We start from the raw sequence: 23,772 nt of genomic DNA on the forward strand, positions 1-23,772 counted from the left end.
CATTTGCGAAAGGATTTCCGCTTCGATCCTTTGCGCAAGGCTTCCCTTCTATATCCTACATTCTAAATTGATAATCAAATCCCAAGGTACGCCGGCGTACTTTTCAAAATTTAGATCTAAAAATTTAATTTTATTGCATCAGTAAGTAGGAACCAAAAAATAAAACTGCAATGAAAATCATTACGGTTGCCAACATCAAAGGTGGAACTTCCAAATCCACCACCGCAATTCACCTCGCACTCGCTCTTTCAAAAAAAGGTTCTACCCTTGCCATTGACATGGACCCCCAAGCGGACCTTTCAGACTTCTTTTTCCCAGAAGAACCTGTGGAGTTTTTTGACTCAGGGAACACATTATCCGTTTTAAATGCGGAAACCACTCTCGCCGAATCGATCAAAAAATCTAATAATGTAGATGTACTTCCTTCCATCATCGAACTCTCAGATTTGAGTTACCTTGCCTCCAAAGATTTTTCCATCATCCCAAGACTAAAAAACGTTCTTTCGAAAACTAAATACGACTATGTTGTCATAGACACACCCGGATCGGGTTCCTCCGAAAACATCACTTCCTACTTACCAGCTTCCGTAATTCTTGTGCCGGTCACTCCCTCCAAATGGGCTGTCCGAACTGTTGCCCAAGTATTAAAAAAAGTAAGCGAAGCAGAAAGATTCGATGAACAAAGCAAAAAAAAGTCTGTAATGATCCTCCCCTCTCAATGGGGAACATCCCAAAAACAAATGGATCTTTTGGATAAATTAAGAAACATCAAATCTCTAAAAATTTTAGAGCCGATTCCAAAAAACGAGGGTATTCGGGACCGAACAGAGACTGGCAAACCTCTCCAAGAAGGAAGTGCTCCCTGGAAGGCTTTCGAAAATTTAGCGGAGATTCTGAAATAAGGTACGCCGGCGTACCTGAAACAAATATTATGAAAACTAAAACAAACTTTAACCCTGCAGATATTTTATCAAAAGCCTCAAACAGAACATCCTCACTCAATCCGTTCTTAAGTTCTGAAAACTCGAACCAACACCAGACCATTGATATCCCAATGGACCAAATCATCACAGAAAACAATCCAAGAAAAACGTTTAATGATGCTAGTATCCGAGAACTTGCCGACTCCATTTCTCAATATGGATTATTACAACCTATTGTTGTCAGAAAAAAAGCAGGTAAATATGAACTCATCAATGGAGAAAGAAGATACCGCGCTCACAAACTACTAAAATCAAAAACAATTCCCGCAGTAGTTAAAAACGTAGAACAAATCGACATCACAAAATTACCAGAAATCAAACTGGTTGAAAATCTACAAAGGGAAGACCTATCAGAATCTGATCTTGCCTTATCCCTCCAAGAGCTAAAAAATAGGCACAAGGAAACCAACGAACAATTAGCAAAAAGAATTCACAAATCAGCGCAGTGGGTAAAAACTAAAATCGCACACGCAGAGATTTTAAAGGAAACGAGTCTTAACTCAAATGTAGATAAATCTCATCCCATTTACCAAATCCCAACAAGCCTATTCACCGAAATTGCACCTCTCGATGTATCAAATCGCAAAAAAGCCATTGATTACCTCATCAAAGGTCTTGAGAAAAAAGGAGACTTCCCTTCCAGAAATGACCTTCGGGAATACGTACGACCTTTAAAACCGACCAAACCATCCAAAACAAAACCGAAACTCAAACAACTAGAGCTTAAAGATTTAAAATCAAAATTAGCAAAAATCAAAGAAAAGATTTCAGTTTTGCAAAATGAAAAGGCAATCTTAGAAGAAACAATTCGAAAGTATAAGAAGTAAAGTTGGTCTTTAACAAGGATTTCTTTAAGTAACTTTTTTATGTTTTAGTCAGAAAAAAACTTGTACTGTTTTCCAACTTACGCTATCTTGTACTCAATCCTTAACTGGGTTGAACAAAAACCCTGGGAAGTGTGGTAGCAACCCAGGGACTTTTCCAACAGAACAAATCCTCCCATCCAAACTTTTCTAAAGCTCACAAGCTTAGTCAGAAGCATCTTCCACTCCCCCTAATGAGACTCTGGTCGAATTATGTCTCATTTTTTCCATTGACAAATTGGAGAGATCTGTACATGTAGGGAACGTTCGGGGCACACAACCGGACACGGCTCTACCACTTATGCCGTTTTAGTTCAACCCGGAATTTTACCAAAAGTTCCGATGGACGTTCGTAAGAACTTCCAAAACGTTTCTTCTTTCTATGACCGAAGGTTTGTTTTCTTAAATGCAAAACTTCTGATCAAGAGAGTAGGGGACAATACATCCTTGCGATGTATCGGCTAAATATAACCAAACACTCGTAGCCGGAGTTGTGTGGGTTTGGAAAAGGAACCTAAAATGAAAACGAACCGAAAAGGAATATGGATCCCCGTTTGGATTGAAAACCTAAACTTATCCCATAGCCAAACAAAACTGTTTGCCGAAATTGTTTCCTTGCATGACAACGGTGGTTGTTTCGCATCGAATCGTTACTTCAGCGAAATCCTTGGGCTCAAAGCAGATACGATTTCAAGACTCATCACATCCCTCAAAAAACTCGGAATCCTAGAACAAACTGGTTTTGATGGAAGGAGACGATTTTTGAAACCAATCCTTCAATTCCAATCGCAAGCCCCGGAAAAAAATCCAAGTCTCCAACAAGAAACAAAGGGTATTAAAATCCAAACCAACACTGCAAAGGATTCCAAACCAGCATTGGATTCTTGTTACGTCCCTAGTAGTACAGTACAAATAAAGAATAAAGTACATACAAAAACTTCGTTTGAAGAATTTAAAATTTGGAGCGAAAGAAGTTTGTCCCATTCTACATTTTCCAAAATTTCACATTTAACTTCGCCAGATTGTTTGGAAGAAAGTTTACAAAGGATTTGGAACCAGTGGATGGAAAAAACAAAACCTAAATCAAATCAGTTTCAGGTAGGAATTGTATGAAAGTGTATCGGCATAAAAAAACGGGGAATTTGTACTTACAACTCGACGAAGTGAAAAATTGCACCAATGCAAATGATGGACAAAAGATGTTTTTCTACACTGAATATGGGAAAGAAAATCCAAAGAAGTTTGTGAGAGAAATCTCGGAATTTTTGGAGAAATTTGAGGAAGTGAAACTCTCTTGAATTGGATTGTTCTTAGGTGAAAGTTTTAAGTTGCATAACGAAGCATCGTTTCTGCTAACTCGATTTGGCTTTGGTTCAATCGTTTGCCTTCGGAAAGTGGAAAATTAGTTTCTAAACTTAAATTGCTAAATCCGTGGACAAGTGACCAAGACATGAGTGCAAAACTCCTGTGGTTTTCTTTTCTCTTTTTGGTCTTTAGATAAAAACGACAACCATGTACGAGAACTGCATACGATTTCAATTTTGATTGTTTCAATTGTTTGGACTCTTTGTCTCGTTTGGTTTGGAACATCAGTTTATAATAGTTGGGATTTTTCAGAGCAAATTGGATGTAGACTAGACCTAGTTTCACAAAGTATTCGTCGGGATTCTTTTTGTCTTGTGCGACTTTTTTCTGTAAGGAAGCCAATCGATCAAAACCAATCGCAGACAAAATCTCTAACACTTCGTCTTTATGTTGAAAATGCCTGTACACCGCTGCATGAGAAACTCCAGATAAATTGGCAACTTCCCTCAAAGTAAAATCGGCCATCCCTTTTTTTTGAAGGAGTTTATGGCAAGATTTGATAATGGAATTTTTTAAATCTCCATGGTGGTAGGTATTTTTTCTCACAAAGATATTCTGGAAAATAAGTTACCATTGGCAACATTTTTTCTTGCTTTTGTATCTAGGAATGTTACTGCTGGTAACATAAGTAGGGAATTTATGCAAACACTAAGCACAGCGGAAACCCAGGCCATTTTACAAGAAATGACAGAAAATTTTAATCACGGTGGTAGAAAAATCACAGTTCCACCTCCTATTTTTGTAGCGATGAATGCTGAGATCATTTCCTACACAAAAGGGAAAAGTATTACTGTTTCATTTCCAGTAACGGAAGACCAAACCAATCCAATGGGAATGATGCAAGGCGGAGTGATCGCTGCTGCATTTGATAATGCGTTTGGGCCTCTGAGTTATTTGGTGGCAAAACGCCCAACAACGACAATCGATATGAATATCCAATACATCCGAGGAGTTGCTGTAGGCCAAAAGGTGATCGTAAAAGCAACAATCGAAGCAAAAGGATTTTCAACGATTCATATGGTAGGGGAGATGAGAACAGAAAAGGATAAATTGTTAGCCACTGCGACTACCAATTTGTTGATCTTAAAAATTCCAGGTGGAGTAGGGGAGTAGTCTTTCTCTTATTTAGAATCGTAACGTTCGAGAAGCATTTCAATGATTGTGGGAGTACAAGTGGTTGTATCGTTGAAATGTTGGCTCATGATCACACCATGTAAAAATGTTTTGATGAAAATCATTTCTTTATCAGGGTCTTTGATTCCATAAGTCCTAAAACGTTCCCGCATTGCTTCTTTGAACGGAGCAAACCGTCTTTCCACGTTTTCGATCATTTTTTTGGAAAGGGAAACCGCACTTGGTTGGAATAAACAAACGGATATTAAAACCATCGTTTTTCGTTCTTCCTTTGCAAATTGGATGGAACGAATGAAAAATTCTCTTACATACTCTTTCGCAGATAAGTTAGGTGGGATATTATTATAAAATCTTTCTTGTTTTGCTAAATGAGAATCGATGATTTGTTCAAAGATTTGATTTTTACTCTTAAAATAATTGTAAGCTAACCCTTTCGAAATTTTTGCATGGTTTGCAATCATTTCCATTGTTGTTTGGGCAAATCCGTGTTTGGAGAAAAGTACAATTGCAGAGGCCAAAATTCTCTCCGTGGATCTCTCCCTAGCTAATTGCTTTTTGTTATCGGATTTATTGGGAATCTTTTGTGGCACTGTCATCAGCCTTCTTACTAATCTGAATTTCGCAAACACTTTTTGGACCAGTTTCAATGGGAATTAGTTGAGAAATCACTTGGAAGCCATCCCTTGCTTCGAAATCTTGTCAGTATGAGTTCATTTACATCCGTAACAGTACTAAAATCTGCAAATATTTACTATGATGGTAAGGTCACAAGCCGCACCGTTTTATTCCCGAATGGTGAGAAAAAAACCCTTGGGATCATGATGCCTGGAGAGTATGAATTTGGAGCGGATCAGAAAGAGATTATGGAAATCCAATCTGGTAAATTGTCTGTGTTGTTACCAGGATCCGAAACATGGCTTCAAATTAACGGTCAAGCTACCTTTGAAGTCCCTGCTGGATCCAAGTTCAAATTAAAAATTGAAACAGTAACAGATTATTGCTGTTCTTACGTTTGATCGTCGATTCCTGCATCTGCGGCATTAGTTTTTACAGATTTAATGCCGTTCTCACATGCTTGTTTCGATGAGTATCCTTCACTAGAAGCTATGATTTCACCATTGGCTGCTTTGAGTCGGAATCGGAATTCCCCTGCTTTGTCTTTGTAAATTTCAAATTTTGCTGACATGTACGTATCTCCTTGGAAAAGCAATGGTATCAGATTTTGAAAAATTCTGGCAATGAAGTTTTATTTCGAATTTTTGAATCATCTCAAGTTAATTTTTTTCATCCAATGAATAAGGAAAGAGTAAGGGCCATCAAATGATCCGTAAGGTTTTGAAAAACAGTCTATGGTTACTCTTTGCTTTTCTTTCCATCACTAGTTGTTCTGGCAAATTACCAGAAAGACCAACCATCCAATATAGTTTTCAGAATCTAACTTTAGAACAAGTGCTAAACGATGAAGTGGATTGGTCCAAACCAGAGAAAATGAAGTATAACTTTGGTTACTGGAAACGATTTGTTTGGGTAAAATTTGAACTGATCAATCCTTCTGAATTTCCTTCTCAGTACATTTTAGATATCGAATCACCATGGGTGGATGAAGTGGTGTTGGCATGGAAGTCCAGCGTTAAAGTGGAAACGACTGTCTTTAAGGGAGCCGATTCTCATACACTCAAAGAAATCCCACACAGAAACCCAGTCTTTTCACTTGATTTGTCACCAAACGAAAAACGGATTGTTTACTTAAAAATATCGAATGTTGGGATTCTATCGGCACCTCTTAGGTTATGGACACGAAATTCATTCCTGGACCGAGTGGAAAGGGATTACATTGCCAATGGAATTTATTTCGGAATCATTTCTGCTTTATTACTCTATAACCTTCTTATTTTTGTCAGCGTAAGAGAGAAGGCTTATCTCTTTTATTGTCTGTATCTAACAACACTCCTTGTCAACTATGCACTGCTTGGTGGGTTCTTCAAACAACTGCTAATTCCAGAAGTTGATTTAAATGTGAAACCTTACTTATATACTTCCGTAAATGCATCTCTTTTGTTTGTTGGCCTCTTTTCTCTTACCTTTCTCAATTTAAAAACAGTACATCCAAAGTTAGATCGATTGATTTTGGGAAGTGCTCTCGCCATTGGAGTGTATTCCGTTTTTTCTTTTTTCATTCCTTACCATTGGATGGAAATATCCTTTATCTATACTTTCCCATATTTTCTTCTATTGTTAGTATCTTCTGGGATTTACTCCTATTGGAAAGGAGTGAAGTCTTCACTCTTTTTTGTTTCAGCTTGGGTGATGTTGTTTGTGGGAGTGATTGTAGATTCCTTAACAAAAGCTTCCATCCTACCAACCACAACGTTTGGAAGGTATGGTGTTCAAATTGGTACAGCGTTTGAAGTAATTTTGTTTTCCTTAGCTCTCGGGAGAAGGTTGCGATTTTTATTAGAGGAAAACTTATCGACTCAAAACCAGTTATCAGCAATTCGTAAAGATTTTGAAATTGCTCGCCGGATCCAAATGCGAATTTTACCTGCAGAGGTACCAAAGTCGGAGTTTGTATCTGCAATTATTTCTTATCTGCCTCTCTATGATATCGGAGGTGATTTCTATGATTACTTCGAAACGAATGGAAACGAATTGGGAATTGTCATCGCCGATGTGACTGGGCATGGAGTGAGTGCGGCACTTGATTCTTCGACAGTGAAAATTGCCTTTCGGAACGCAAAAGGATTCATACATTCTCCAAAAGAATTGATGGGTGAGATGAATCAATTTTTATGCACAAGCCTACATGCACGTTTTGTGAGTGCTGCTTACTTTTACTTTGACTTCGAACAGATGAAACTAACGTTTACTTCTGCTGGTAATCCTCCTTTGATTTTCATTCGAGATGGAGAAGTCAAGTCAGCCGAATGCCCTGGACTCCTTCTCGGTGTAAGGCCCGATTTTTTGTACGAACAAAAGGAAATGTACCTCAAGAAAGGGGATCGGTTATTGATTTTTACTGATGGTTTGTATGAAAATTTGAAACCTAACGAAGATTTATATTCCATCTTATACCCTGAAATTCGACCCATCGTAGGACTTTCACAAAATGAGTTTCACCAAAAATTATTAGATAGGCTCTCTTCTATTAGAACAGTTCTAAAGGATGACATTACTTTTATCTCACTCGATATTGTATGATTCCCTAATATATCTGTTTACTTTTTTAGAACTTAAGTTTTAAAACTTGAATTTTCGCTAACGATCTGTTAGTATTCACATTTAAAACATGCGTATTTATAGCTCATTTCTCGGCTTGAAACAAATCCAGTTTTATGGGCTGATCCTGCTTTTTTGTATCGTCCCTATGGCATGTATCTTGTTATTTCCGGATGTATTCTACAAAGAATATCCCCTTGAATCATTTGTTGTATTTCATAATATCACAGAAATCTTTAGCATCATTGTTTCGTTTTCTATTTTTGGACTGGGGTATTCTTCTTACTCCCAAAGCCGAAATACTCAAACATACTTTTTGAGTATTGGATTTTTAGTGATTGGGCTCATCGATTTTATGCATACCTTGGGATACAAAGGGATGCCTGATTTTGTGACTCCCAACACAGGTAATAAATCCACTCAATTTTGGCTGATCTCAAGGTTTATCACGGCTCTTGTTTTTATTCTGGCGATTTATGTAAAACCTAACAGACGATACAGTGCTTTCAGGGCAAACGTGTATGTTGTTTTTTCGTTTTTGCTTGTTGGTTTCGTTTACAATTTGGTGATTTTTAATTCCCACCTTATCCCTGATACATATGTCCATGGTGTTGGTCTCACTCAATTCAAAAAGAATGCAGAGTTAGTGATCATGTTTATGTTGGTTGTGGCCATCATATTGTATTCGTTTTCCAAGTCCTTACACTCCGATAAACAAAAACAATATTTTTTGGGAGCATTTATCATATGCTTTTTTAGTGAACTCGTATTTGCAGTGTATACAAGTGTGTTCGATGTATTCAATGTGTTAGGCCATATTTTTAAAGTAGTTGCTTTCCAATTGATTTATCGGGCAGTGTTTGTTTCTGCGATTAACGAGCCATATGAAAGACTAATTGATTCGAATGCACTGCTTTCCAAAGAAATACAAGAAAACGAAGAGTATGCAAAAGTAATTCAGAAGTCATTAAAAGAAAAAGAAAATTTAATCGGTGAGATTTTCCATCGAACAAAAAACTCAATGGAACTTGTTAGGTCACTTCTAATGATCCAGTCATCCGATTTTCCAGATGATAAAAATATACGTAGTATCGTAGAGAATACATCTCTCAAAATCCAAACCATGTCCCTCGTACATGATCATTTGTACCAGAACAAAGACTTAAGTGAAATCCAAGTATCAGATTACCTTTTATCACTGACTGAAATGGTAAAATCGATGTTTCCAAACTTGGGGAAAGGAGTTGAGATCCAACTCGAAGCGAACCAAGGTGTACTTTTGTTAGATACTGCTGTTCCATTAGGATTAATTTTTACGGAACTTCTCTCCAATAGTTTAAAATATGCATTCAAAGATGTAACCAATGCTAAGATTTCAATCAAGTTTAGAATTGATGGGGACAGGTCTCATTTTGAATACAAAGACAATGGGATTGGTCTGCCTGCTTCGTATGATACAACTAATCATAAAAAATTGGGTTTGAGTTTACTTAAGATCATGGCTGAGAAACAAATGGGAGGAAACTTGAAGATTGATGGTAGCCAAGGGTTTTCGATGCAATTTGATTTTCCAAATAATTTGTATAAAAAACGAGTTTAGTTTTTAATCTAAACTCGGTTCCATCCATTTCATTTCAGACTAGAGTTGTATTGATTGATAACAATGTTATGTTATGGAATCTGAATTCCTGTATGCCGTTTGCGGAATGATTGTAATCCAAATTCCCATGTTTGGAAATCTCCAAATAAGATTACTTTTTCTTTCGCACGAGTGATCGCCGTGTATAAGATCCTTCTGTTGACTATGGAAAGATTGTTTTCTGTATCTACATCCAAAGCTGTTTTGGGAGGAAGATAAAGGTAAATCGATTTGTATTCAGAACCTTGGCTTTTGTGAATCGTGAGAAAGAATGCTGGTTCATGGTCAGGTAATGTATCGAGTGCAAAGGAATACAAACGATCTTCAATGGGGAATACTGCCCTTAACTCAGAATTGATGGATACCACAAGGCCAATATCACCATTAAACAATTTTCTCATTTGGTCATTTGATTGGATGATGATCGGCATGCCTTCAAAGTAAAAGGACTTGGATAATTGCCGGTATCTAAGATTCGTTTGGTTTTTAGGATTTGAAATTTGTTTTTTGGCATAACTTAAGATTTGGTTTTGGATGGCTTCGATACCAAAGTATCCATTCCGTAAGATCGTGAGGCATCTGTATTCATTCACAATGGACTCAAATATCGCTTTGTTAGATGGGTCTTTCAGTGCATTTGGTTCCCAATGGAGTTTGGATGTCGCATTGGCAGTGTGCAGATACAATGTTTCCCATAAAAATGGAACTAAACTTTCTAAGTTCCAATCGAGAATCTCAAGATTTCCATTGGCTGACTTTGTTTTTTTATCACCTTGGATCCAAACAAAATCCTTTTCCAAGTGGAGTTCTGATTTTGTGATCAAGTTTGGTGTTGGGAATGGTTTTGGTTTACTATTTTCACCAAAGGATTGTTTGACGACTTCAGCAAAAATACTAAATTCGGAAGTATCTGAAAAACGGTGGTTACTGGTAAGTTCTGATAAAAATTCTTTTTTGTTTTTTAATGTTGTGATGAGATCGGTTAACACCTCACCTTGCCCCACAGAAGGGAGTTGGTTTGGATCTCCAAGTAAAATGATATGGGTATCAAAATGAATCGCTGAGAAAAATAAATTCATCAATTTTAAATCTACCATGGACGATTCATCCATGATGATCAAATCATATGGTAAAGTGCGTTTCTCACCAAATTTGGCTTGGTTTGTCGTTGGGTTGATTTTTAATAAATTGTGAATGGTTTGTCCGCGGAACTTAGAAGACTCAGAAGGATTCTCTGCAAATCTTTCTAAATTCCTTTGGATGGATTCTGTTAATCTTTGTGATGCTCTTCCTGTTGGTGCCACAAGTGCAATCCGTTCTACGTTGGGGAGTGATTCCAATCTGTATAATGCCATTAAGAGAAAGGAAACAACCGTTGTTTTCCCAGTCCCTGGGCCACCAGAGATCACTCGGAAGTTTGTTGTGATGACATCTCTGATCGTATCCCTTTGTTCTTTCGCAAGTGTGATGTTTGATTCGGTTTCTAAATTTGTCACGATCTTAGTGATTTGTTCTTCTGTGATCGTTGTATTCTTTTTTTGGTTTGTTTTATGGGTTAAGAATGCCTCGAGTAAAGATTCGAATTTGATTTTTTCCGAATGGCTTTTTTGCAGATACAACCTGGATTCTGTTCCCTCTTTCTCGATCAAAAAAGGGAAGTAGGTTTTCAGTTTGTCGATTGTGTTATCATCCGTGATGGGAATGTACAAATCTCCGCTCTGGGATTGGACGAGTAAACTTGCAATTATATCCTTAAGTGACGAGTCCCAATCGGGGAAAAGATTGTATAAGGAATTCACAAAGGTTTGGATTTTTTCATCGATCACTTTCATGAATATACCTTTTCCAATTGGTCAGAGGCACTACGGATATAAGCCATCACTTCTTTTTTGATTCCTTCAAACTGCTCGAGTGTCCATTCGGAATCGGAATGTTTTAAATCAGAGTAGATACCAGTTTGTTTGTCACCAGACATTCCTCTTAAAAACAAATAATAGACTCCGCCAAACTTATCTAAGGCTACCTCTGGTCCGAAAAGAGACTTTAGGTATTCAAATAAAATAAAGGAATACACTGACTTTTGGAAGAGGTACCCTTTGTCACGGACGGCATTGGCGACTGCTTCGCTACTATAATCGTTGTTTGGTAATAAATTGGATTTATAATCGACAATATAGAATTTCTGATCCTTTACAAACACCAAATCGATGGCTCCTTTTAAGTAGTGTTCAAACCCATCAGTTAAAGAGGCGCCACTTTCTTTCAGTAAGTTTTGTAAGAATAAATGGAATTTTAATTCTGCAGACTTTTCTTCTTCCTTTAATTCACTTAAGGATATGGAGTTGCCAGTTGCTAGATTGATCTTTGCCGTCATTGCATTTTTTAATAGGGAAGCAACAGTCTCTTCTATTTTAAGTTCCTTACCTTCGACTTCAACGGGATACCTTGCAAACGATTTTTGGTAAGCCCACTTCCATACGGAACTTTGTAGAATCGTATCCACATCCGATTGAAAAATAGAGAAATCACATAATTCAAGAATGTTATGTAAAAAATTTCCGATCTTCGCACTTGAGGGCAATTCGATTGTCGAACTCACTTCCACATCAGGAGTTTCTTCTAATTCTTTTTTCTTTTCTTCTTGGGTGACATTTAAGTTTTTTTCATTGGCTTGCAAACTTGTATAACTATGTTGCAAGAGCACTCTACCAATTTTGATTTCAGAAGGGTATAAAATCGGGGAAGTTGGTTTCTTCGATTGGGTGTCATTTGTAGGTAGAGGATTTGTTTTTGTAACTTCTGAAATTTCGTTTGGATCTCGGAATACAAAACTCGATGTTAGAGAAGGATTCTGGTTTCTCAACGATTGGATTCTTTCTAATTCTTGGTAGAGGATTTGGCTATAACCAGAATTGGGAAGTTTATTGGCTCCGCCCCAATTGAGTTTGGGAAGGTAAAGCCTGAGGTTAGGCCTTGTGAGAGCAACATATAACAGGCGTTTTTGTTCATTCAGGAAATGATTTTGTTCGTCTTCTTTATCTGGATTTAGATCCCATAAGTCAAGAATCCATTTTCGTTTTTTACCTTCCGGTGTTTCGATTTCGATCGGGTATTCTTTATTCGTGATACGGTTTCCCCTGTTTCCAAAATAAAATAAGAATACGACTGGCCACTCCAATCCTTTTGATGCATGGATGGTTAAAATTTGTACAGAATCTTCTTCTGTCTCACGATCAAATAACGGCTCTTCTTCGGGAGATTGTTTTTTTTGTTTGAGTTCACGTAAATGGGAGAGTAACTCTTGCAAACTACAATTTGACTTCAGTTGTATTTCTAATAGTTTTTGAAAGATTTGCCGGAAGTTTGTACGTTTCCGTTCCCATTCGAGTGTACTTTTGCCTTCTAACCAAAAGAGTTTGGTTTCGTCCATGACAGAACGAAAGAAACTTGCATATCGATTTTCTTTGACGAGTCTTTGCCACTTATCGATGAGTGATTTCTCATACGAATCAATGGAGTGTTCATCAAACTTTTGGATTTCATGTGGGTGGATAGAAAAGATATCAGAGAATAGAATTTTTTTATAACTTTGTGAAGAGTTGGAACTCAGTAAACATTCCAAGAGATTTTGAATTTGATCGGCTTCTCTGGATTGGTAAATCCCTCTTTGTTTGTAGATGGAACATGGGATTCCCGCTTTTGATAGATAGAATTCAACAAGAGCTGATTCCTTCTGATTCCCACAAAGAATGGCTATGTCTTTTAACTTGACCTCTTGGATTTCTCGTTCGCCTTTTTTATTGTAGGAAAGAGTTGTTTCTTTGGTATGGATTCGTTTGATTTCATTGCGAATTGTCTCCGCCCAAGTATTTCTTACTTTGTCTACGTTTTGAATCCGTTCTTTGAAATCAAAAATATGAATCGCTGATTCATCAGGATTCACATATTGGTACTTGATGGTATCAGAGTCAGGGGAGGATACTTTCTTATATAAGTAGTTTTCTTTACTAGAGCCAGGTTCTTCGATGGGGAAAAAATGTGTTGTACCATATTCTTTTGTTTCATCATGGAAAATGGTATTGAGACCATGGATTAATTCTTTTGTGGATCGATAATTGGTTTCTAAGGTAGCTTTGGATTCGAAGTCACGAGATGCGTCCAGATAAATTCCAATATCGGCTCCGCGAAATCCGTAGATACTTTGTTTCGGGTCACCAATACAAAAGAGCATTCTTGACTTTGTATCTTTGTCTAAAAATAAAGTTTTAAAAATTTGGTATTGGTTTTTGTCTGTGTCTTGGAATTCATCTAGAATACATACTTGGAATCGTTCTTGTAAAGATTGGACCAAGGTTTGGTTTGGGTTACGAACAATCACATCATATACCTTTAAGATCATTTGATCATAGGTCAGGTATTCGCCTTTATCGATAATAGCTTTTGTTTTAGAAGTGAGTTCATTGACTGTATTTTGTAAGAAGATAGATCCTTCATAATCCAATTGATCAAGAGGGAAGATTTCCTTCAGAGAATCGACTACCGATTTTATTTTCCCTTGTAACGCAACGGCGGCTTGGTCTAATTTTTTGACAATTGCATTACCCTCCAATAGGAAATAATCGAATTCTGTAGCGTTTATTTTGTTACCAAGAGAACGACCTAACTTCTTAATCAGTTTCAATCCTTTCGTTAGATACTTTGTATCTTCGCTAAGGATCGCATTTGCAAATGATTCGAGTGAGTGCCAATTCTCCATCCATGGTTGGATGCTACCTTTCGCTCCTTGCGCAGTAATTGCTTCACCAGTTGTTCCATTTAAAGCTTCACAGATTGTGAGGATGACTTCCGAGACATTGCTTTTCTTTGCATTGTGAATGCATTCGTCTAAGGATACAAATTTAGGAAATACATAGTCCTTTGTGTCAGCAAGGAGTTTAGAAGTTGTGTTAACAACGAGGTCTTCCTTCGTTTTTAAATTAGAGATGAGAATCTCATTTGCGAGTGACTCTTTGTCTCTACCTTCCCATTGGCTCCTTTTTAATTCGTAAAACGTCTTTCGAATCAATTCTTCATTCGATGTGAGTTTGACATTGGGATTGTTTTGGGTTTCGACTGGGTATTCCGTTAATACCATATTGCAGAAACCATGGATGGTGGAGATTGTAACTTGGTCTAAATCGCGGAGATACTGGTAGTATTCTGGGTGTTGCCCATTCTCATAGAGTTCTAGGATTTTTAATTTTAATCGGGTCTTCAATTCCCCAGCAGCTTTTTCGGTAAAGGTGAGCACCAAAAAATTGAGTAGTCGATTTTCTTTGATACGATTGGTTACATCATGGGTCATCACATCACCTAACATTTGCATGATGAGGTGTGTTTTCCCAGTTCCAGCAGATGCTTCGATAAAATTGGGATGGTTACTTAAAGGATGGTTCATTTTGAAAATCCTTTTCTCAGAAGGGGTAAGAGTAGGGGATAGACCTTCTTGAATGAAAATTGGTTTAGTAAATCCTTTCCATAAGGTGATAGTTTCATATGTTCAGACTCGAATTCTAAGATTTGGTCTGCCTCTTCTTCCAAAAATTCCTTCCATGCTGATTCTAATGCATCTCTATCGTCTTCTGAGTGATCCGTTCCGTTTTCCGCAAAAAATAAATTGAGACCAGGATTTGGTACATACATAGGTGGTGATTCATTGATGAGTGTGACAATGTTTCGAATGTAATCTGCCGATTCCTTTTCTGGTAAATGGTCCAATGGAAGGATCATATCCTTTTCTTTTTGTTTTGATAAGATGGGAATGATGACTAATTTTTTTCCAATCGTTCGGAATAGGCATGCACTGAGGAATAGAAGGATCATCTTACCAAAATAGTCTTTTACGTATTCATTTGCTTTTTCGGGTTTTGGTACAAAACTCCTTGGATAAAACCAATAGTAAGTATCACCGATCGCGATTAGATTTTCCCACTCGCCCGTGATGGATTGGTTTTCATCCAAAGGAAAGGAAGGCAATTGGAAACCGTCACGTAAGCCAGTATCACCAATCGAGAGTGAACTCAAATAGACCATTCCATTCGCATTCGAAAAGAGTTCTGCCTTTAATGTTTTGTACACTTCTGCAATTGCAGTCAGTTCCTCTAATAAGGTTTCTGTTGTGACTAAATGGAAAGCACCATAGGGAAACTCAGCTTTTTTCTCTGCGATTTGACTGAACTCATTGATTTTTTGTGCAATCGTATCTTTGTCCCAAGGCCAAATTCCTTCTTTTGCCAATGATTCCGTAAAGAGAGGCACAAATTTTGATTTGAATAGGTATGTTTCCAGTGAATTGAAATAAAATGGTTCTTCCGCAGATGTTTCCTCTTCATCGTCAATATAACCTAAGTTTTCTTTGATGAAGGGGAGAATTGGATTTTTAAAGGCAGAAGCAATGGATGAAATTGAAATTTCTTTTTTGGATTTTAATTCTGAATTAGGCAAAGCCAAATCTTCTAAGGAAGTAAAACTTGGTTTTGGCAATTCTGCCTGTAAACTTCTGTATTGTTTTAAATTTCTAGCATAATCATAGGAATGTAGAATTTCCATTTCATAAAATCGACTATAGGGTGTTAGTGGGATTTCGGTCGCACTATCGATCCCAAGTGAATTCATAATCTCAAATAAACTCGAACAAGGCTCAAATTCTTTATCTTCTAATGTATTCTTACCAACATAGGAAAATGTGATACTGTCTTCTGCCGATAGAATGGTTTCCCAGAGCAATGATTCTTGGATTTCAACTCGATTCAAATCCCAAGGTTTTGCATCATTTTTTCTAAGATTAAACCTAGATAGATCTTTGGATCCAGGAAATTTTCCTTCGCCTAATCCAACGATATAGATATGGGAAAAGGGAATGGGTCGCATGGGTTGCAAGAGAGAAATGGTAATCCCTTCTGTTAGGTAATTTCCTTTTTGAGTCGCAATGTTAGAAAAGATTTCATCCGTTTGCAAGGTTAGGAATTGTAAGAAGTCGTTTACATTATTCCATTCAGTATCACACCATTTCGCAATGGTTTCTAACCATGTAGTCAAATAGATCCTTTCGTTTTCTGTTTCCTCACTAAACTTGAAGAACTGATTCCATTTGGATTCGAATGACTTAAATCTTTCACTTGTAGGCAACTGTAAAAATTCAGATGTAAAAAACGTTTGTAACGATTTGATTTGTTCCCAAACCAAATTGAGATGCAAAACGGAATCTTCTTCTGCTAAAGGATCTGTGATCATACCCATATTGTCCCAAGTTGTTTTTTCATCACTGATGACTGAGAGGACTGCGCGTTTCACTCCAAAGGAAATGGTATATGGGTTCTCCTCTTTGTTTTCGTCATAGAGGGAACCAAGTGAATTGAGTAGTTGGGTTACGGAATTTGTTTGGTCAGAGGATTCGTTTTTGTTTTTGCCAGTGATGAGTGGATTTTCTAATAATTGAATGAAATCGTCTTTTTCAATGCGTTGGTTTAAAAACGATGCGAAGAGAATTGAAAATACTTTGTATAACAAAGAAGAATCTTTTGCCACTAAATCAGAAAGAGAATAATGCAATCGATGGAGAGTAGGGGTCTCCTCTAATCTTTGTGTTGTATAAATCCCTCCATGGAAAACCCATTCAATTGCTGCTTTGTAATCATTGGTATTGGGAACAAGGATCGCAAAGTCTAACAAACTTAAAGTCCCTTTGCTTGCACTTATTTTATGAAGGATATCATGTGCGATGGATTCCATCTCGCGGTATTCAGAAGGTGCATTCCATACCCGAACAGTTTGGTCGTTTAAGTAGTTCTCTTCCTTTACTTGTTCTTCAAGTAAGATGGACTTGAGTTTTGCAAGCATACCACCACTTGCATATTTGGATTTTTCTTTTTGTTTGGTACTGTTTGAAAATTCTTTTGCTATATAGGATTGTGGTTTTGCAAATTTGGATAAGTAGTTTTTAGTTTTCTCTGGATTTTGTCCAATGACTTTGCCATTATGAAATTGGTAGATATAGATGTTAAAATTTGGATTCTTCGAAACTGTTTTCAAAAAATCAATATAAGTCCCAGACAAATTGGACAAACAAAAAAAATGTAAATTCCCATGGAGGGATAATTCTTTTCCTTTCACGAGGTAATAGAATAAGTTTTTTTTGTCGTCTTTGTTGATCCCAAGATAAATTTCTTTTTCCAATTCCCAGTATGGATCTTTTGTGAGTTGGTTTGAAATGTTACTCTTCGTATCCCTTAGCCAGTTGTGAATCCAGTCTGACCTGTTCAATTCATAATCTTTGAAATATTTTGTCAATAGATCAGATAAATAGTATAACTTTGGTAAATCGGAAATGTATGTTTTGATCTCTGGATGATTTTGGAATAAGGTTGTTTGGTTTTCATATAGGTAACGAAAACAATCCTTTTGAAAGGAATTGTAATCATAAAAATTTTCCTCTTCTGCCCAAGGAGGAATTTGTAAGGAAGCAAATATCGTTTTTAAAATCGCTTTTTCTAAGAATGTAAATTCAACATTGATAGAAAGTTGTGAGTCATTGTATTTCGGTATGTTTAGTTTTAACCAAGGAATTAAATTGGTATTCGGCACAACCACAAGTGGCATGCGAAGTGGATTTTCAATTTGTTCCTTCTTGATTTGTTTGGTTAGTTCCGAAGTGATTTCGTGCAGATGAAGTCCTGCAAAATAATGTATTGGCAAAAAAAATCCCTTATTTCAAAAATCAAACATAGTTTCACCTCGTAGAATTGGGAACGCAATCATTATCTGTTGTTCCTTTTTGAAAAAGAAAAAATTAGGGCGCCATTTCCGGCTATACGCTCCAATCTTTGCCAAAGGCAAAGGATTTCCGCTGCTATCCGGGGCGCACCTGTATCGAAAAAAAATAAAAATGGGAGAGAAGGTCTCTCCCAAATGTCCACCTAGCAAATACTAAGTGATCAGTAGTTTATTCACTTTCAAACTTAAGTGTGGATGCAGTGCTTGTGCTGTGTTTAAATGTTGTTGTGTAGAGTGAAATTGGTTTTGGAACCGCATACATTGGGTCTATGTTATCAATGGCTAAACCAATGCGAGATCCAGCAGGGAAGTCATGTGCGACTGCTTGGAGGTCTACATTTAGGTCTACGTCTTTTCCTTTTACATTGAAAAGCGTTGCTGTTCCATGGCTGATGAGTTTTCCCGTTCCCCAAAAGTCAACTTCATAGAGATAAACAACTACATGCGGTGCGTAGTCAGAACTATTGATACGACCTTTGTAGAATGTTCTCCCACGAAGTTTGAGTGGGGAAGATAAACTATCAGATAGATACACCATCGCATTTGTCCGATCAATTAAATTCACATTGGTTGTGACAGGAACAGAAACGGCACCGTCCAAAATCTCTGATAAAAGAGGAACTCCTGTTGTCGCAATAGTTCCGCCAGATAGAATCGTATCATTTCCGTTACTTGTGTTTGCTGTTGATGTGATTTTGCCAGGGCTGAATAAACCCATTGGTCGCAAATGGTAAGTCTTTTCAACTTTCGATGGGTTTGGCCAAGTGGAATAACTCACACGATCACTAGAAAAACGTTTTTGGATTGTCACTTTTGGTTTTGTCATGATTCCATTTTGGATTCCCTTTAACCAATAGTCAAACCAGTCATAGGCGTTCGTCCAAACATAATTGTTAATTCCGAGAATCCCACCAATCTCTGCTGTTGCATGGATTCCATTGTTTAAATCCAGTTTTTTAGGAACAGTGAGTTGTTCGAAGTAGGGAAGGATTTGGTTTGGTTGGAATAAATTATCTTGTGAGTTATTGGAAATGTAAACAGGTTTGCCAGATGCATTGAGCTCCGCTACAAAATTGTTAGGTGATCTTTCTCTTGCCCATGACAATACGGTAGCAACGTCTCTTGTATCCAATAGTTTTTGAAAATTCTCTGCAATGATTGGATCCATCCTTCCTGTGATATAACCTGCAGTCACAAGGAGGAGTCCCCAAACAAGTCTTGGCGTTTGGTTGCCATAAAGAGAATCAGGTAAACTTCCCCAACCACTCATAGCTACTGCAGTTTTGATCCTTGGTTCTTTGCTGAGTCCCAGTAATGAGATTCCAGCTCCATACGAAATTCCCGCAATACCGATGTTTGATGCATTCACTGGAGCATTCGCTAAAAGGAAATCGATTCCTTTGGATAAGTCTTCCATATCTTTCGGGCCTGCTACATTGATGAGTCCACCAGATGTTCCAAACCCTCTTGTGTTGTAACTAAAAACAACGTAACCTTTTTTTGCGAGTTTCGCAGCAGGGACAATGTATTCGTATTCATTGAGTGCCCAGCTATTGACAAAGATAATCGCAGGGAATGGACCTGTACCTGATTTTGGGATGAATAAGTTCCCTGTGATTTTCACTCCGTCGTTCCCTAAAAACGAAATGTTATCGTTAAAGGAAAAACTTCCATCGTTTTCATTCTGGAATGCCGTTTGGATGTCTCTTGTGTATGCGGCATTACTTTGTTGTAACATTTCTGGTGTTGCACTTGTGTTTTGTGATCCGCCATTTACCACCGACAAGATGGCACTCGTTTCTTTTCCGTTTTGGTTTCCATTCCCCCCACACGCCACAAGTAGGAAGTTCCCTACGATGAGGAGGAGAGTGAGATAGTTTTTTTGCTTTTTCATAATTCGCCTCTGAATTGACTCAAAAATAACATAAAGAAGGGGTGTTTGCGTCTAAAATGGGAATCTTGGACGAAAAAGTAGGTCTAAAATGATAATTTTGTACGTTTTATTCGGACACTCGCAATTCCAAACAGTTGACGAATCCGTGCATATTGTCCGACTTTTGTCGTATGTCTGAATTTATGGGGTCTTGGCTCCAATTTGGTGCTTGGTATCATTTTGTTTTAGGAATCGGAATCCTCGTAAAAGAGAAAGGTTCCAAAGGGTTTCCCTTCGCAATGATTGCGGCTTTTTCTGGCGGGACACTTATCATTTACGCCTATAGATTGTTTGCTGGATTCGAATTTGAATTCCCACTCCTGAATCATGGGTATGTGCCCATCATCTATTTGATTCCAGGGAGTATGCAGTATACCATTGAACAGTTCTTAAGTACAGAACCAGTCCCTATCGGTAAGCTCAAACGATTGTACCCAACATTTGTTGTGATTGTACTACTTGTTTCCTTACAAATCTTCTATCCGCAATCGTTAGAACAATCCATGAATGATAGTTTTACCGGACTTCCCTTTTCCATTCCGGAATATTTTGCCTTACTTGGTTGTTTGTATTGGGTAATCAGTTTCTTATGGATGATTTACCAGTATCGACATATCCTTTACAACAATCCAAATGAGGAAGCAAAACTTGGTGTTCGGGTTTTGGGGATGATCTTAAAAGGAAACATAACATTCGCTAGTTTTATTTTTGTAAGCACTTTATTTCGTTGGAACTCAGGGATTTATTTTACAGCAGGGATCGCCACACTCATGGCAGTCTTTGCCTTTATTGGAACGGAAATCAATCATGAGTTGTTTAAAGATATTTTACCAGGCCTACGGCAATCCTATCGCACTTCTAGAATCCTAAATCTCAATTTAGAAAAATTACAACAAGACATAGACCATTTGCTAAAACAAGAATTCGTTTACCGAGAAGAAACGATCAATTTATCCAATCTATCGGAACGATTAGGGATTAAGGACTACCAATTGAGTGAGTACATCAATGCGTATTTAGGAATGAACTTCAATCGATTGGTGAATGAATACCGAATTGCAGAAGTTTGCAAAATGATCGAACAAAACCCAAAGGTCAATTTGTTGTCACTTGCGTACCAAGTTGGGTTCAATTCAAAAGCAAACTTTAATGTAGCTTTTAAGTCATTGAAGAAAATGTCGCCGAGTGATTATGCGAAGTTAGTGGGAAAAGGAGAGAGGAGAAGGTAGGAGGAGGGGGAGCATCTTCTTCCTTTTTTTCTTAAATTTCAAAATTGATTCCGTGAATCTCATTCTGTTTCGGTTCAGGTTTCTGATGTTATTTCATTCCAAACTTCTTTAAAACAAAGCTTTTCAACGATTCTGATTCATTTCTCCCGAATCCAGATCTGAATTTTTTACAACCCAATCTCTTTTTTGTCCTAGGTAACACTTATATTCTGTTCTGTTTGCCAATGAATCCAACCGTTACTTTTTTCCAAAAATTGTGACACTTTCTCCGTTGGCCTTACATCCATTTGTATGAAACAGAACAAATCAAAGGAAATTATTAAAAGTATTACAAAGGATGTGATGGAGGCGATCCAGTCAGGCAGTCTTCAGAAGTGGGTCAAACCTTGGCGGAGTTTTGGATTTCCAATGAATGCATATACATACAAGTACTATGGTTTACTGAATACCTTTTGGCTCACCAATGACTTAGTGAAGTTCGGGTTTACTTATCCCGTTTGGGCCACTGAGTGCCAATGGAAAAAACTCGGTTATTCATTGAAAGCAGGGGAATCGACAAAAACAGAAGTTTTATACCCTTGTCATGTTCAAATTCCAATCATTCCCAAAAAGAAATCTGCAGTTGAAGGTGGCGACGATGAACAAGAAGAAACTGAAATCAAATATAAATCTTGTTTGGTGCATAAGGCATATCCTGTTTTAAACATTGCTCAGGTGAATGTTCCTGATAGTGAATATCATTTGTTTGTAAAGATGACGGTTCAAAATGCTCCCGAAAGCGTTTCTCATTTTGTGAAATCGATCAAACATAAGATGGAAGAGATCGAAAATGATCGAGCAGCATATGTTTTCCGATCGGATACCATTTGGATGCCAAAAAAAGAATTTTTCAATACCGAGGCTGACTACTGGACTACCTACTTACATGAGTTAGGTCATTGGACTGGAGCTTTTCACAGATTGAATCGAGATTTATCTGATGGTCTTCGGAATTATGCTTTTGAAGAATTAGTCGCGGAACTTTGTTCGGCGATCTTTGCTGGCGAATTTGGATTTAGCGGAGACTTGCAGCATAAAGAATACATTGGGTCTTGGCTTAGGATCTTGGAAAACAATCCACGAGCGATTGTTAAAGCAGGATATCTTGCCATGGAAGCTGTGGAATATTTGAAGAAGGAAGCGAATAAAGGGGTGGGGGGATGATTTGTTTAGAGAGAGTGCATGAGAAAGATTTTTAATGAGAATCAATTGGTAGAATATTTGTTGAGAATTAAGTTAATTTATCCTACCTAACCTATATACTGAAAAAATGAAGGATTTTGAAACTTTTATTAAATGAAAAAACTTCGATTTTTTCATTTAATTCTTTTTCTTGCGATCATTTGCCAATGTACCGCAAGTGCTCAAAAGAAAAATTAGGCAAAATCATCCTCTCAATCCAAAACCAACATCAATTTAGATCGAGAATGGAATAACGAATATATTGATAAACACGCACTTTCAATACCACGAGAAGTTGAAACCGATTTAGATTCGCTTGCATATCATTTAACTTATTCTTTTGTAACGGAACGAGCGAAAGCACGTGCTATTTTTCGGTGGATATCGCAGAACATTCGATATGATTGGTATGCTCTTCAATCTGGAACTTATTTGAAGAATCCGATGGACGCATCACATGTTTTGGAAACAAAGCTAACAGTTTGTGAAGGTTATGCAAATCTTTTCAATGAACTTGCAGCAAGATCTGGCTTAGAAAGTGTAAAAGTTATTGGTCATGGAAAAGGTTTTGGTTATGATCCGAATAAACCACTCGGAAGCAACAATCATGCGTGGAATGCAGTGAAAATTGGAGGACAATGGAAACTTATCGATGTAACTTGGGCGTCTGGTGGAGATACAATCTTACAAGATCAAAAACAGTTTAATGACTTTTATTTCTTAACACCTCCTGAATATTTTATTAATGATCATTTACCAGCTAATTCTAAATGGCAATTGTTAGACAAAGCGATATCAAAATCTGAATTTCACAGAACAGTTAGGAAAAGCAGTGAGTATTTCAAATTTGGAATTAATAATATTAATTATAATCAAAATATAATTCGAGGTGAAGCAATCATATCGATTTTCTTTGATACAACTGAAAACCTAGAAATTCATGCAAAGTTGAATCAATCCGATAAATATTACTTTGTATCAAAGATTAAAAATAGTTATGGAATCTATGTTACTTCTCCAGGAAAAGGAACCTATTCGCTACAACTATATGCGAAATATGCAAATGAGAAAGGAGGTTTGCCTTTTCTTTTGGAATATAAGGTCGTCTTTAGTGGGGGCAATCCTTTTAATCAGTTTGTTACCATATATTCCGGTAACCATATAATCCATGATCCTATCCTAAAGTTTTTGAACGCCAATCAGATGTATGATTTTCAATTCACAGTTCCTGGTGTGAATCGGATCGCCTTTGTAGATGGGAATGGTAAATGGACTTATTATTTGAATCGAGATAATAATGATTTTTATATTCGTAACTATTTTCCAAAAGGAAAATTAACAATCAAATAGATGTTGGTAATGATCGCTGGCCAACGAT

The 23,772-nt window shown here is 37.3% G+C and carries 18 protein-coding genes; 11 read left to right on the forward strand and 7 right to left on the reverse strand.

Going from position 1 to position 23,772, the window contains the following annotated elements; genetic code table 11:
• Positions 1 to 170 precede the first annotated feature (170 nt).
• The 4 genes from ND855_RS18600 to ND855_RS18615 all read left to right on the forward strand — a co-directional run bounded on the left by ND855_RS18600 (position 171) and on the right by ND855_RS18615 (position 3,144).
• Positions 171 to 902, forward strand: coding sequence for a ParA family protein (locus ND855_RS18600; RefSeq protein ID WP_100726768.1), 732 nt, complete (start codon positions 171 to 173; stop codon positions 900 to 902).
• 29 nt (positions 903 to 931) lie between these two features.
• Positions 932 to 1,810, forward strand: coding sequence for a ParB/RepB/Spo0J family partition protein (locus tag ND855_RS18605; RefSeq protein ID WP_265359708.1), 879 nt, complete (start codon positions 932 to 934; stop codon positions 1,808 to 1,810).
• A gap of 555 nt (positions 1,811 to 2,365) precedes the next feature.
• A complete protein-coding gene (locus ND855_RS18610) occupies positions 2,366 to 2,959 on the forward strand; it encodes a helix-turn-helix domain-containing protein (protein ID WP_265359709.1) in 594 nt (197 codons plus the stop codon).
• A complete protein-coding gene (locus ND855_RS18615) occupies positions 2,956 to 3,144 on the forward strand; it encodes a hypothetical protein (RefSeq protein WP_265359710.1) in 189 nt (62 codons plus the stop codon). Before ND855_RS18610 ends, ND855_RS18615 begins: the two co-directional genes overlap by 4 nt.
• 25 nt (positions 3,145 to 3,169) lie before the next feature.
• Here ND855_RS18615 and ND855_RS18620 read toward each other — a convergent pair whose 3' ends face one another.
• On the reverse strand, positions 3,170 to 3,757 hold the full coding sequence (locus ND855_RS18620) for a TetR/AcrR family transcriptional regulator (protein ID WP_265359711.1): 588 nt from the start codon (positions 3,755 to 3,757) through the stop codon (positions 3,170 to 3,172).
• A gap of 93 nt (positions 3,758 to 3,850) precedes the next feature.
• On the opposite strand from ND855_RS18620, the gene ND855_RS18625 reads away from it, so the two are divergent.
• Complete coding sequence (locus ND855_RS18625; protein ID WP_135592422.1) at positions 3,851 to 4,324, forward strand: PaaI family thioesterase; 474 nt, start codon at positions 3,851 to 3,853, stop codon at positions 4,322 to 4,324.
• 8 nt (positions 4,325 to 4,332) lie between these two features.
• Here the strand turns inward: ND855_RS18625 and ND855_RS18630 are convergent, their stop codons facing one another.
• Positions 4,333 to 4,941: a TetR/AcrR family transcriptional regulator gene (locus ND855_RS18630; protein WP_265359712.1), complete on the reverse strand. Its 609-nt coding sequence runs from the start codon at positions 4,939 to 4,941 to the stop codon at positions 4,333 to 4,335.
• 108 nt (positions 4,942 to 5,049) lie between these two features.
• Here ND855_RS18630 and ppnP point away from each other — a divergent pair, with 108 nt between their 5' ends.
• Positions 5,050 to 5,361: a pyrimidine/purine nucleoside phosphorylase gene (gene ppnP / locus ND855_RS18635; RefSeq protein WP_100718568.1), complete on the forward strand. Its 312-nt coding sequence runs from the start codon at positions 5,050 to 5,052 to the stop codon at positions 5,359 to 5,361.
• Here ppnP and ND855_RS18640 read toward each other — a convergent pair.
• The gene (locus ND855_RS18640) at positions 5,352 to 5,531 is read right to left on the reverse strand and encodes a YegP family protein (RefSeq protein ID WP_012476865.1); all 180 of its coding nucleotides are present in this window, start codon (positions 5,529 to 5,531) and stop codon (positions 5,352 to 5,354) included. The two genes, ppnP and ND855_RS18640, sit on opposite strands and share 10 nt — an antisense overlap.
• A 134-nt stretch (positions 5,532 to 5,665) precedes the next feature.
• On the opposite strand from ND855_RS18640, the gene ND855_RS18645 reads away from it, so the two are divergent.
• Complete coding sequence (locus ND855_RS18645) at positions 5,666 to 7,543, forward strand: 7TM diverse intracellular signaling domain-containing protein (RefSeq protein WP_265359713.1); 1,878 nt, start codon at positions 5,666 to 5,668, stop codon at positions 7,541 to 7,543.
• Positions 7,544 to 7,721: 178 nt separating this feature from the next.
• Complete coding sequence (locus ND855_RS18650) at positions 7,722 to 9,161, forward strand: MASE3 domain-containing protein (protein ID WP_265359714.1); 1,440 nt, start codon at positions 7,722 to 7,724, stop codon at positions 9,159 to 9,161.
• Between the two features lie 71 nt (positions 9,162 to 9,232).
• On the opposite strand, the gene recD is transcribed toward ND855_RS18650, so the two are convergent.
• The 4 genes from recD to ND855_RS18670 all read right to left on the reverse strand — a co-directional run bounded on the left by recD (position 9,233) and on the right by ND855_RS18670 (position 19,905).
• A complete protein-coding gene (gene recD, locus ND855_RS18655) occupies positions 9,233 to 11,032 on the reverse strand; it encodes an exodeoxyribonuclease V subunit alpha (RefSeq protein ID WP_265359715.1) in 1,800 nt (599 codons plus the stop codon).
• Positions 11,029 to 14,637, reverse strand: a complete 3,609-nt coding sequence (locus tag ND855_RS18660; RefSeq protein WP_265359716.1) for a UvrD-helicase domain-containing protein — start codon at positions 14,635 to 14,637, stop codon at positions 11,029 to 11,031. The genes recD and ND855_RS18660 overlap by 4 nt, the downstream gene beginning before the upstream one ends.
• The gene (locus ND855_RS18665; RefSeq protein WP_265359717.1) at positions 14,634 to 17,933 is read right to left on the reverse strand and encodes an exodeoxyribonuclease V subunit gamma; all 3,300 of its coding nucleotides are present in this window, start codon (positions 17,931 to 17,933) and stop codon (positions 14,634 to 14,636) included. Before ND855_RS18665 ends, ND855_RS18660 begins: the two co-directional genes overlap by 4 nt.
• A 247-nt stretch (positions 17,934 to 18,180) precedes the next feature.
• Complete coding sequence (locus ND855_RS18670; protein ID WP_265359718.1) at positions 18,181 to 19,905, reverse strand: alpha/beta fold hydrolase; 1,725 nt, start codon at positions 19,903 to 19,905, stop codon at positions 18,181 to 18,183.
• 170 nt (positions 19,906 to 20,075) lie between these two features.
• Here ND855_RS18670 and ND855_RS18675 point away from each other — a divergent pair, with 170 nt between their 5' ends.
• From ND855_RS18675 to ND855_RS18685, 3 genes are all read left to right on the forward strand, one after another.
• Positions 20,076 to 21,173, forward strand: a complete 1,098-nt coding sequence (locus ND855_RS18675) for a helix-turn-helix domain-containing protein (protein ID WP_265359742.1) — start codon at positions 20,076 to 20,078, stop codon at positions 21,171 to 21,173.
• Positions 21,174 to 21,464: 291 nt separating this feature from the next.
• The gene (locus ND855_RS18680; protein WP_265359719.1) at positions 21,465 to 22,376 is read left to right on the forward strand and encodes an ArdC family protein; all 912 of its coding nucleotides are present in this window, start codon (positions 21,465 to 21,467) and stop codon (positions 22,374 to 22,376) included.
• Between the two features lie 300 nt (positions 22,377 to 22,676).
• The gene (locus ND855_RS18685) at positions 22,677 to 23,744 is read left to right on the forward strand and encodes a transglutaminase domain-containing protein (protein ID WP_265359743.1); all 1,068 of its coding nucleotides are present in this window, start codon (positions 22,677 to 22,679) and stop codon (positions 23,742 to 23,744) included.
• Positions 23,745 to 23,772: the final 28 nt, after the last annotated feature.

It is taken from the genome of Leptospira paudalimensis (assembly GCF_026151345.1).
Lineage (GTDB): Bacteria > Spirochaetota > Leptospiria > Leptospirales > Leptospiraceae > Leptospira_A > Leptospira_A paudalimensis.